The 11349-nt window shown below is 50.9% G+C and carries 9 protein-coding genes and 1 tRNA gene; 6 read left to right on the forward strand and 4 right to left on the reverse strand.

Features of this window, described 5'->3' with window-relative positions:
• Nucleotides 1-39 precede the first annotated feature (39 nt).
• A tRNA-Lys gene (locus AAG834_RS10130) sits at nucleotides 40-115 on the reverse strand.
• Nucleotides 116-243: 128 nt separating this feature from the next.
• Nucleotides 244-1950 carry a molecular chaperone HscC gene (locus AAG834_RS10135; RefSeq protein WP_342032044.1) on the reverse strand — a complete coding sequence of 569 codons (1707 nt, stop codon included), beginning with the start codon at nucleotides 1948-1950 and terminating at the stop codon, nucleotides 244-246.
• 334 nt (nucleotides 1951-2284) lie between these two features.
• Between AAG834_RS10135 and zupT the strand changes: the two genes are divergently transcribed.
• Both zupT and AAG834_RS10145 read left to right on the forward strand, forming a co-directional pair.
• Nucleotides 2285-3094: a zinc transporter ZupT gene (gene zupT, locus AAG834_RS10140; protein WP_342032045.1), complete on the forward strand. Its 810-nt coding sequence runs from the start codon at nucleotides 2285-2287 to the stop codon at nucleotides 3092-3094.
• Between the two features lie 304 nt (nucleotides 3095-3398).
• On the forward strand, nucleotides 3399-3680 hold the full coding sequence (locus AAG834_RS10145) for a TM2 domain-containing protein (protein ID WP_070602635.1): 282 nt from the start codon (nucleotides 3399-3401) through the stop codon (nucleotides 3678-3680).
• Between the two features lie 154 nt (nucleotides 3681-3834).
• Here AAG834_RS10145 and AAG834_RS10150 read toward each other — a convergent pair whose 3' ends face one another.
• Nucleotides 3835-5148: an NCS2 family permease gene (locus AAG834_RS10150; protein WP_342032046.1), complete on the reverse strand. Its 1314-nt coding sequence runs from the start codon at nucleotides 5146-5148 to the stop codon at nucleotides 3835-3837.
• Between the two features lie 308 nt (nucleotides 5149-5456).
• Between AAG834_RS10150 and AAG834_RS10155 the strand changes: the two genes are divergently transcribed.
• A complete protein-coding gene (locus AAG834_RS10155; RefSeq protein WP_342032047.1) occupies nucleotides 5457-6389 on the forward strand; it encodes an AEC family transporter in 933 nt (310 codons plus the stop codon).
• Nucleotides 6390-6604: 215 nt separating this feature from the next.
• On the opposite strand, the gene AAG834_RS10160 is transcribed toward AAG834_RS10155, so the two are convergent.
• Nucleotides 6605-7549, reverse strand: a complete 945-nt coding sequence (locus tag AAG834_RS10160; protein WP_342032048.1) for a hypothetical protein — start codon at nucleotides 7547-7549, stop codon at nucleotides 6605-6607.
• A 162-nt stretch (nucleotides 7550-7711) separates the two neighbouring features.
• On the opposite strand from AAG834_RS10160, the gene AAG834_RS10165 reads away from it, so the two are divergent.
• From AAG834_RS10165 to AAG834_RS10175, 3 genes are all read left to right on the forward strand, one after another.
• Complete coding sequence (locus AAG834_RS10165) at nucleotides 7712-9652, forward strand: PEP/pyruvate-binding domain-containing protein (RefSeq protein ID WP_342032049.1); 1941 nt, start codon at nucleotides 7712-7714, stop codon at nucleotides 9650-9652.
• A gap of 76 nt (nucleotides 9653-9728) precedes the next feature.
• Nucleotides 9729-10421, forward strand: a complete 693-nt coding sequence (locus AAG834_RS10170; protein WP_342032050.1) for an SMI1/KNR4 family protein — start codon at nucleotides 9729-9731, stop codon at nucleotides 10419-10421.
• A gap of 198 nt (nucleotides 10422-10619) precedes the next feature.
• Complete coding sequence (locus tag AAG834_RS10175) at nucleotides 10620-11171, forward strand: hypothetical protein (RefSeq protein ID WP_049230481.1); 552 nt, start codon at nucleotides 10620-10622, stop codon at nucleotides 11169-11171.
• Nucleotides 11172-11349 lie beyond the last annotated feature (178 nt).

Below are 11349 nucleotides of genomic sequence, written 5' to 3' on the forward strand. Positions count from 1 at the left end.
AATAAAAAAGCTGAGTTTTTCAACTCAGCTTTTTAAATTTGGTGGGTCGTGAGCGATTCGAACGCTCGACCAACGGATTAAAAGTCCGCTGCTCTACCGACTGAGCTAACGACCCGATAAGCCGTGCATTATATGGATGCCGTTGGAAGGTGTCAACTTATTTTTGCTGATGTCGCATAATTTTTTGTTTTAAATGAGTTTTATGTTTGATTGTCCGGCGTGTTCGGTAAAAAAGCGATGTGCTTACAGCAGCCAGCCGCCGTCGAAACGGTTTAAAAATTCGCTAAATTGCTGTTGCGCTCTCTGGATGACGATTGCGTCCTGCGTTTCCAATACAGCTTCAAAACGCGCCACTTCCGCAGCGATGATGTGTCGGTTGTCGCCGAGGAACTCTTCATACAGGCGTTTGGCTTTTTCTAACAGATAGATATTGTGCTGCTGATCGCGCGGATGGATTTTCAAGGCAGCGAGTTTGATCAGGGAAGCCTGGATTTCTTCGGGCGTCAGGCTTTGGCTGTTTTGACGGAAAACCTGATTCATGTGCAGATTCAGGTCGCGGTTGCTGATGTCGACTTCCAAAAGCCCGTTGACGTCGTAACTAAAGCGGACGTCTATCGATACCTGACCTTTCGGCTTGGGCGGGACGTTGACCGACAGTTCGCCCAGTTTCAGGTTTTCTTTGGCAAGCATGGACTCGCCCTGCAAAACATCGACCAAAATCACTTTCTGCCCGTCGTGGGAAGTGATGAAAGTTTCGACGCGCGAAACGGGAACGGGCATATTGCGCTCAATAATCGGGAAAAACCGTCCGGTAACGTATTGGTCGCCAATGTCCATGCCGGCTTCCGTGCCGAGCGAGAAGGGCATCACGTCGGTAAGGACGACTTCTTCCACGCTTTCGTTACGCGCAATCAGCGCCGCCTGCACCGCCGCGCCGCGTGCGATGGCTTCGTCGGGATTGACCGAAACAAGCGGGATGCGGCGGAACAGTTGGGCAATGGAATGACGGATCATCGGCATCCGCGTCGCGCCGCCGACCAAGATGATGCCGTCGATTTGCGAAGGGTGCAGCTTGGCATCGCGCAATGCGCGTTCCAGCGGTTGGCGCAGGCGGCCCATTAATGGCGTGGCGGCTTCTTGGAATTCTTCGCGGCTGATGACGGCGGAGTGAACCGTGTCGCCGTAATGGAAACGGATTTCCGCCTGCATTTCTTCGCCAAGTTTGCGCTTGGCGGTTTCCAATACCTGCCACAATTCGCTGTTTTGCGCCAGTTTGTCGCTTTCAGATGACGTCAGTGTCGTACATTTTTTCAGGAAGCACTGGCGCAAGACGTTGACGAAATCTTCGCCGCCCAAATGGTTGTCGCCCGCGCTGGCGGATACTTGGACGACGCCGTCGAAATAATCGAGTACGGATACGTCAAATGTCCCGCCGCCCAAGTCGTAAATCAAAAAGCGCGTGTCGTCGGGTTTTTCCTGCAAACCGTAAGCAAGGCCGGCGGCAGTCGGTTCGTTGAGCAAACGAAGGACGTTCAAACCTGCCATCTGCGCCGCGTTTTTCGTTGCCTGACGCTGGATGGCGTTGAAATAGGCGGGAACGGTCAAAACGACATCGCATACCGGTTCTCCCAAAAAGGCTTCCGCATCTTCTTTCAGACTTTTCAAAATCAGCGCGGACAATTCTTCGGCGCGGAACGTGCGCTTGCCCAAATGGAAAGTTTTATCCGTTCCCATAAATCGCTTGAACGCCGAGGCGGTCAGCGTCGGGGCGGTGGAGAGGCGTTCGCGTGCGGCGATGCCGGTCAGGATGCTGCCGTCTTCGGCGACGCTGATAACCGACGGTGTCAGAAAATGGCCGTGTTGGTTGGGAATCAGGTGGGTTTCGCCGTTGTGGAACTGGGCAATCAGGCTGTTGGTCGTGCCTAAGTCGATACCGATTTGCAGGGTCATGAATGTCTCGTTTCGGTGGGGTTTGAATGTATTTCAGACGACCTTTCACGTCATTCACATGGGGTCGTCTGAAATAGGGAAGATTGTAAAATCATAACATTTCTTTCATTTATATGGAAAATCCGGCGGCGTTTCAGGTAAGCGGATGGCGGGCTGCGTTGCTGTTTGGGGAAGGAAAACGGTTGGAATGGTTTTTATCGTAAGGCGGTTTTGTATTTGCCCGACGTTTCTAATCCGACATTGTTCTTGATAATATAAATAAAAATAATAATTATTCTCTAATTTAGGAAAATATGTTAGGCTGATTTCTTTACTGTGTTAACGACTTAAGACGATGCCTGATATCAGCTCAACCAACCTCATCACCGCCTTCGGCATCGCCCTCGCCGCCGGATTGTTTACCGTACTGGGCAGCGGGTTGGTGATGTTTTCCAAAACGCCAAACCCGCGCGTATTGTCGTTCGGCTTGGCGTTTGCGGGCGGGGCGATGGTATATGTGTCGCTGACGGAGATTTTCAACAAATCCAGCGAAGCCTTCGGGCAGGTTTACGACAAAGACAAAGCCTTCGCCGCCGCAACGCTGGCTTTTTTGGCGGGCATGGGGGCGATTGCGCTGATTGACCGCATCGTGCCGAACCCGCACGAAACGCTCGACCCGCACGACCCTGCCTTTCAGGAAAACAAACGCCGCCACATTGCCCGCGTCGGCATGATGGCGGCGTTTGCCATTACCGCACACAACTTTCCCGAAGGTTTGGCAACGTTTTTCGCCACGCTGGAAAATCCCGCCGTCAGAATGCCGCTGGCGCTCGCGATTGCGATACACAATATTCCCGAAGGTATTTCCATTGCCGCCCCCGTTTATTTTGCCACCCGCAACCGCAAAAAAACCGTCCTCGCCTGCCTCGCTTCAGGGCTTGCCGAACCTTTGGGCGCGGTTTTGGGCTACACCCTGCTCAAGCCGTTTTTATCGCCTTTCGTGTTCGGTGCGGTGTTCGGCGTGATTGCGGGCGTGATGGTGTTCCTCGCGCTGGATGAATTGCTGCCCGCCGCCAAGCGTTATTCCGACGGACACGAAACCGTTTACGGTTTGACTTCGGGCATGGCGGTGATTGCCCTGAGTTTGGTGTTGTTTCATTTTTAAATCTGAACTAGACAGGCGCGGCAGAGTCAAACGCAGTGCCGAGGTCGTCTGAAACTTTAAGCAGGGCGGGTTGGCTAAGGGATGCGGATAAATCGAAAAGATAAATAAAGGTAGTAAGTATAATATGCCAAAAATGTATATAAAATCGCATATTTCAACTGTAAATTAGGGTTTTTGTAACATAAATTTACGAAATTTTATAGGTTTGTTATTCAATAAAAATAGAATCTATGTGAAATTAATATCATTATTCTGCTATACTTAAAAACACTTTCTTAATTTTGACTATCCGTTTGGAGAAAAAATGTCCGAAAATACACCTCTGCAATCCCTTCCTACTACCAACAAACGCATCATCGCCGCGGCTTTGGCGTTATTTTTAGGTTGCTTCGGAGCGCATAAATTCTATTTGGGCTTAAACAAAGCCGGTATCATCTATTTGGCGATTGGTGTGGTGGGTATGTTTATCCATCCTGCTTGGATAGCTGTTGTCGGTTTATCTCTCTTCGACATATTTAAATACCTGACATCTACGCCGGAAGAATTTGAACAAGTTTATGTTGTCGGCAAGAAAGAATGGTTTTAAGCATTGGCTGATTGATGCCTTTGAATATTGAGCGGAACGATTGCGTAAAGTTTCAAATATTCAGTACATCTTAAAAACCAAAAAAGGTCGTCTGAAAATTTTCAGACGACCTTTTGCTATTGCGGGGAATAAAATGGCTAACCTGAAAACGGTATCAGCCCCCTAAATACCAGAATTTCAACGCCCATAATACGGCAACTATCCACACCATAGGCGGCACGTCTTTAACGCGGTTGCACAAGAGTTTGATCACGGCGTAGCTGATGAAACCAAATGCAATGCCGTCGGCAATCGAGTAGGTGAAAGGCATGAACACGATGGTCAGGAAGGCGGGGGCGGCTTCGGTCATGTCGTCCCAGTCGATTTCACGCGCGCTGCGCAGCATTTGCGCACCGACGTAGAGCAGCGCGGGCGCGGTAGCGAAGCCGGGGATGCTCTGCACCAGCGGCGAGAAAATCAGACACGCCAGCATCAATACGCCGACGGTTACGGCGGTCAGTCCGGTGCGGCCGCCTGCGGACACGCCCGCCGCGCTTTCGACATACGGCGTGGTTGAAGACGTACCCAAGGCGGCACCGGCTACGATGGCGGTCGAGTCGGCGAACAGGGCGCGTTTCAGACGAGGCAGTTTGCCGTCTTCCAGCAGGCCTGCGCGGTGGGAAACGCCGACCAGCGTGCCGGTGGAGTCAAACAAATCGACCAGAAAGAAGACGAAAATCACGCTGACCATGTTGAGGGTAAACAGACCATTGAAATCCATCTGCATGAAAGTCGGCGCCATGCTCGGAATTTCGCCGACCACGCCTTTAAAATCGCTCAAGCCCAGCAGGGTGGAAATGGCTGTGAGTGTCAGAATAGTCAAGATAATCGCACCTTTGACACGGAAATGCCCCAAAGCCACCACCATAGCGAAGCCTGCCAGCACCAAGAGCGCGACGGGTTGGTGGATGTCGCCCAGTTTCACCAAAGTCGCGTCGCTGGCGACGATGATGCCGGAACCTTTGAGCGCAATCAGTGACAAAAACAGACCGATACCGGCGGCAATCGACATTTTCAAACCCATAGGCAGCGCGTTTACCAGCATTTCGCGCACTTTGAAAAAGCTAAATAAAATGAAAATGATGCCGGAAACGAATACCGCGCCCAAAGCTACCTGCCAAGGCACGCCCATGCCTTTGACGACGGCGTAAGTGAAATAGGCGTTCAGACCCATGCCCGGCGCGAGCGCAATCGGATAGTTGCCGACGAAGCCCATCACGAAGCAGCCGATGGCGGAAGCGATGCAGGTGGCGACGAATACCGCGCCCATGTCCATGCCCGTCTCGCCGAGAATCAGCGGATTGACGATGATGATGTAGCACATGGCGAGGAAGGTGGTCAGACCTGCCATCAGCTCAGTGCGCACATTCGTGCCGTTTGCGCTTAAATTGAATATGCGCTCCAGCACATTTTGATTTGAAGTAGTCATGATTTATGCTTTTCAAAAAAAAGGAAAATTTGCGGGCGGTATTATACTGAAAACGCCCTGTTGTCGGGTGAAAAATTGTCAACATTTTGCCTGCGCAACACGCAGTCATTCCTGCCGCCTCTGTGCGTGAATAAGACAGAGCAGGGCGGGAGGTCGTCTGAAAATCGGAGCGTTGGGTTTTCAGACGACCTTCGCCATTTGAATACGGCGGCAAGCTCGGAAAGGTCGTCTGAAACCGTGTTCCGAATACATTGTCCGCACTGGCGCGCAAGCGTAAAATTTCCGTTTTCCCAAAATGTGCCACACTCATGGAAACCGCCCTGCTCCTTGCCGGCAAAATCACCGAGCTGACCCTGATTGTCCTGATGGGCATGGCGTTGGTGAAGTTTAAGCTCCTGAATTCCGAACACAGCCGCACGCTCTCCGTCATCGCGCTTTACCTCATCAGCCCGTCGGTGATGATTCACGCCTTTCAAATCGAGAACACGCCCGACATCATTGACGGACTGAAGCTCTCGGTTGCCCTAGCAGTCGTGTTCCACATCCTGCTGATCGCGCTGGGCAGGCTTTTCAAAACCCTGTTCAAGCTCGACACGCTCGAACACGCTGCCACGGTTTACACCAATTCCGGCAACCTCATCATCCCGCTGGTGATGTCGATTTTCGGGCCGCAATGGGTGATTTACACCAGCGGCTTCATCATCGTCCAAATGTTCCTTTTCTGGACGCACTTGCGCCTGCTGCTTTGCGGGCGCGGCAATCTGGCGTGGAAAACCGTACTGACCAACATCAACATCCTTTCCATCTTTATCGGCGTGTTCATGTTCGCTTTCCAAATCAAACTGCCGCACATCATCGACAATACGCTCGCCACCGTCGGCAGCATGATCGGTCCGGTCGCCATGCTCGTTGCCGGAATGCTGATTGCCTCGCTGCCGCTCAAAGAAATCGTCCTCTCCAAACGGATTTACCTCGTCGCCTTCCTGCGCCTGATACTTATCCCGCTGATTCTGCTGGTGTTTGTCAAATTTTCAGGCATTGCCCACTTGGGCGGACACAGCGACACCGTCGTCCTCATCAGCTTCCTTGCCACCGTCAGCCCCGCCGCGTCCACCGTTACCCAAATGGCGATGGTTTATGGTCAGAACGCCCGTAAAGCCAGTGCGATTTACGGCATCACGACGCTGCTGTGCGTCATCACCATGCCGCTGATGATTGCGTTGTATCAAGCGATGGTTTAAAAGGGTTGGGTAAAGGGAAAGGTTGTCTGAAAATCCGGATTTGAGTTTTCAGACGACCTTTTGCCATCCCATCATGACGGACGGAATATACAAGCGGCAGCGTACCTCAAAAACCGAAAGCGATTGGATTCCCAATCAGGCAAAACACCATACCAACTGCTTTCGCATGATGCCTGCCGCCGATACGCCATCCTGTATGGCAACCGGCAACGCTACTATTCCAAACTGCCATACTCCTGTTTTTCCGCATCCCAGCGGTAGACTTTCCGTTCGCCGTTTTTCATGCCCTTCACTCGCCAAATGATGTCGTAAAATCCATTATGCTGCTGCGGCGACATTTTCAGGATGTATGTGTCGGTATATACATCATGCTGGCGTGTGCCGTCCTTATTCCAGCTGCCGGCAATGTTTTCAAGCGTAAAGGTGTTGGCGTTCAAAACGGGTTTCAGACGACCTTCAATAACGGCAAACAGCACCATAAACTCTCCCAAACTGCCGCCTCCTGCATAACCGACCGTGTTCTGCAAGCGCAGGCCGAAGGCATCGGTTTTATCGTTCAGGCGATAAGCGGCAAAATCGAGACGGGCGGGCAGCCCGATTTGCAAACCGCCATCGGGGATTTGCACGACAAACTGCCGCTTCCCGTTCATAGCGAGTTTGGGTGACGGATAAAATTCGTCTTTTTCTTCATAATCATAACGTTCGGTATAAGGCGTGGCGGCAAGGGCGAATTTGCCATCGGCATCCTTTGTCAGCATGGCAAGGGTCATTTGAGCGACAGGATTGCCCGAGTCAGGTCCGCATTGCGCGTAGTGATTCGGGTTTTCGCGGTAAAAATCGCCAAGCGGATGCTTATTCAGGCACACCAGTGCGACTTGGAGGCCGTTTTTCCAAGGCCGCAGCGACATCATATTCAGTTTTTCCACGTCTGCGTCAGGCGCAATCAAACTCAGGATTTCGCGTACGCGCGCATCTTGGCGCGACAGGCTGCCGAAGCCGTCGGCAAGCGGTTTGCCGTCCGTTTGTTTTGTATGCCGCTGCGTAATTTCCGTCTTCTTGACTTGTACCCGTCCTTTGCCGGATGAGTGTAAGGTTTCTGCCGTGGAAAGCGGGGCGGCGGCGAAGAACGCAAAGGAGAGAAATAATCCGGTTTTATTCATGTTTTGTATCCTACTTGTTCGAAGAAATGTGGCGGGTCGTCTGAAAACGACAGGCTGGAAATGAAGTCGGAATTCTAGCAGTACAAACTGAAAAAAGAATCAGGCTTGATTTTCAGACGACCTTTTGTTGCTACAATCCGTTTTTTTCTCATTGCCATTATCATGAAAACCAGCATCTGCCTCTCACTATTACTCCTGCTCGCCGCCTGCCAACCTGACTCCGCAGCCGTAGATACCGCCGCGCCGACCGCGCGCAAGCCTTCTTATTTTGAGTCTGACAAACGCCAAGCCGCCACGCTGGTTAAAGCGCAAACGCCCGCGCTGTCCGCCATCCGCAGCCGCGCCGATTTCGACCTGCTTTCCCGTGTTTACGAACAAGACAGCGAATATGAAATCCCGCACGTCCTCTTCCTTATCGACCGCGAAGACAACAACCGCACCGACTACATCAACACGCCGAAATACCGCCTGCACGAAACCTATCTTGCCGAGATTTTGAAACCGATGCCGACGCGCAAAGAATTGTTCGAACAATACCGCAGCCCGAACCGCCGCTTCCTGTTCGGCACCATCAGTTGGCAGAACAGCACTCAAGAATACGTTTACGAATTTTGGGAAGGCGACAAAATCACGCCCGAATTGCTGAAATTGGCAGAAGGTCGTCTGAAAGACAGTTTCTTCGCCCCGCTGCGTTACAAAACCAATTCCCTGTGGCAGGAAACCGTTGCTGCGCAAAGCAAAGTCCCCTTCGTCACCCAAGAAAGCCTGATACAGAATTTCCCTTATTTACCGTTGCACAGGGGGAAAGCGGTAGGCACATTGCGCGTCATCACTCAGGAAGACGACCTTTACGATGTCGGTGCGGACGACATCATCATCTTGAAAGAAGTGCCGCTGGTGTTGTCGCCCGTAGCAGGCATCATCAGCGAAAAACCGTCCACCGCGCTGTCGCATGTGAACGTCTTGGCGCGCGGCTGGGGCATTCCCAACATCTACCTCAAAGACGCAGAAAAAATCCTCGCCCCCTATATCGGCCGCCGCATCGAATTGGAGGCAGACGCAAAACAATACCGGGTCGCCCAAACCAACCGAAACACAGCCGCCAAAACATTTTCAGACGACCTCTCCCTGCCGCAGCCCGACACTTCCGATTACAGCCTGCGGCCGCTTGCCAACTTGCGCCGTGAAGACAGCCGTTACTGCGGCAGCAAAGCCGCCAACCTCGGCCATATCCGCGCCCATATCGCAGACAGCAACGTCCCCGACGGATTCTGCATCCCCTTCGCCTACTACCGCGCCATGATGGACAAACTCGGCATCAACGCGGCAACACTGGCACAAATCGAATCGCAAAGTGGCGGCGACAACCGCAAACGCCGTACCGCCTTGCTCGCATTGCAGAAAAAAATCACCGATGCCGAAATCCCTTCCGAATGGAAACGCACCTGGGCGGAACAATGGCGCAGCCAGTTAAACAGCAAAGGCGTGTTCGTCCGCAGCTCGTCCAATTCCGAAGACCTGCCGAATTTCAGCGGCGCAGGGCTGTACACCACCGTGCCGAACGTAACCGGAGAAAACGCATTGGCGGAAGCAGTGAAACAATCTTGGGCTTCCGTCTTCAATTACAGCGCGTACGAAGCCCGCCGCATCGCCGGACTGCCGCACGACAGCGTGAAAATGAGCGTCTTCGTCCAGCAAAGCATCAATGCCGACCTCTCCGGCGTACTCGTTACCGTCAATCCCTACGATACCGCGCAGAAAAACACGTCCTACATCGCCGCCAAACGCGGGCTGGGCATTCGCGTGGTCGAAGGAAAACGGGTGGCGGAACAAGCCGTTTACAACCGCCGCAACGACGCCGTACAACGCCTCAGCTCCTCCAACGAAACCACCGCACTGCAACTGGATGAAAACGGCGGCGTCAGGGAAGTGCCGATAACCGGCGGCAACGTCATGAACCACGACCAAATCCGCCGCCTCGACCAAGCTGGACAGCAAAGCAAACAGCTTTTCGGCAACGGCGAACAAGACATAGAATGGGCTTTCACAGGCGGTAAACTCGTCATCCTTCAGGCAAGGCCTTATTTAAACGGCAGACGGTAAAATGAGAAAGGGAAGAGGTCGTCTGAAAACGCGGCTTCAATGAAGTTCAAAACCAAAATCTAGCAAAGGAAACATCATGAATTATCAGGATTTCATCAGCCAAACCGAAACACAATACGGCATCTCCCTGCCCAACCTATACAAACGCCTCGCTGCCGACGGTATGTTGGACTGGGGCGAATTGGGCAGCAAATGGTATAGCGAAACCTTTCCCAAGTTGCTCAAGCATCCGCCCCTATTGCTGGTTGGATCGGAATTTGAACTGCCTCACACCGACGAATTGCAGGGAATCAACGAACAACTATGCGACGACAGTGAATGGATGAGTTTGAAACCCGAATACCGTGGCAAACTCATCGCCTTTGCCGGAGCGGGCAACGGCGATTACTACGCATTCGACTACCGCCAAGAAGGCGAGCCATGTATCACACGCCTGTATCACGATGACGACTTCAGCGTAGTAGAAGCCGCAAACTTAGCAGACTTTATCTTCCGCAGGCTGCTCCAAGCCCAAGCCGACTATTACCCCACCGACGGTCTTTCTCCTGAAACCTACCGAGAGCAACTGTTTGCACAATTGGAAAGCCACCGCCCCTATCTCTCCGCCGAACAATATGAATTCCTCCGCCAAACCTATCAAAAACCCTATCAAAAAGACCGATGGGGCGGATTGTTCATGTTGAGCGATGAAGAAACCAAAGCCGCCGAGCAACAGTTCATCTCATGCGAACGGCTGGACGAAGAATTCGAACCTTTCGACTACGACTAGCGGGTATATTGGTTTCGGTTTAAATCAGGATAAAAATACTAAAGAAAAAGATGTAAGAAAACACCGCATTGTTTACATAACAGGTGTAGGGTGTAGATTGAATTGGAACCCCAACTTTCATAAAGGTCGTCTGAAAGTTTTCAGACGACCTTTGCTTCGTATTCGTTACAATAGCTGTTTTGCTTACTTGAAATTTCTATGTACATAAAACTATTTACTGCATTGTCAATTTTGTTATTTACAGTTAATTGCAATGCTTTTTCCAAAGCCCCTAATGCAGATGGTGTAGTTAGCATCAGGATGGTTAATAATAATCCTTGCCTTTATATTGAAAAAATCGGCTTGATTGGTGCGTATTTCATAGATATATCTCAAGTTTTTTCAGAAAATATGGATAGCATGCTCTATGAGACAACATTTGAAGAAAATTACCCGACCAAAGAAAAATGTATTATGTTGAATTCTTCAAACTTTCCAAATTTAAAATTAGAAGATGGGCAAGTTTATGCAATTAGGCTTCGCCCTAATGTAAATAAAAATGAACAATTAAGGATAGAGCCGAATTTCACTGGTTTTGGAGATACAATTTGCCTTAAAAAAGATCAAGATGATCATTTTAGGGTTCAAGATTACACTAGAGGTCAATGTGTAGATAGAGTTGCCATCCAATCTGAACAGGAATCTTTACATGAAAATAAAGGAAGTTGGTTTGATCGGTTCATTGAATGGCTAAAAAGCTTACTGTCATGATTCTGTTATCTTAGATAATACAAGTATAGATTAGGCTAAAAACCAAGCAGCTATCAAGGTCGTCTGAAAACCTCCATTCAGGCGACCTTTTTACCGTTTATCCCATTTGCTTTACCGGCAATGACATTCAAGTTACTATACAAACCTCATTGTCATCTTTAAATTCAACGCCATGACT

The sequence above is a fragment of the Neisseria sp. Marseille-Q2251 genome (assembly GCF_940793045.1).
Lineage (GTDB): Bacteria > Pseudomonadota > Gammaproteobacteria > Burkholderiales > Neisseriaceae > Neisseria.

Excerpts from the sequence above, each read along its gene's own strand:
- AAG834_RS10135 (WP_342032044.1), bottom strand. The coding sequence starts at position 1,950 with ATGACCCTGCAAATCGGTATCGACTTAGGCACGACCAACAGCCTGATT.
- zupT (WP_342032045.1), top strand. The coding sequence starts at position 2,285 with ATGCCTGATATCAGCTCAACCAACCTCATCACCGCCTTCGGCATCGCC.
- AAG834_RS10145 (WP_070602635.1), top strand. The coding sequence starts at position 3,399 with ATGTCCGAAAATACACCTCTGCAATCCCTTCCTACTACCAACAAACGC.
- AAG834_RS10150 (WP_342032046.1), bottom strand. The coding sequence starts at position 5,148 with ATGACTACTTCAAATCAAAATGTGCTGGAGCGCATATTCAATTTAAGC.
- AAG834_RS10155 (WP_342032047.1), top strand. The coding sequence starts at position 5,457 with ATGGAAACCGCCCTGCTCCTTGCCGGCAAAATCACCGAGCTGACCCTG.
- AAG834_RS10160 (WP_342032048.1), bottom strand. The coding sequence starts at position 7,549 with ATGAATAAAACCGGATTATTTCTCTCCTTTGCGTTCTTCGCCGCCGCC.
- AAG834_RS10165 (WP_342032049.1), top strand. The coding sequence starts at position 7,712 with ATGAAAACCAGCATCTGCCTCTCACTATTACTCCTGCTCGCCGCCTGC.
- AAG834_RS10170 (WP_342032050.1), top strand. The coding sequence starts at position 9,729 with ATGAATTATCAGGATTTCATCAGCCAAACCGAAACACAATACGGCATC.
- AAG834_RS10175 (WP_049230481.1), top strand. The coding sequence starts at position 10,620 with ATGTACATAAAACTATTTACTGCATTGTCAATTTTGTTATTTACAGTT.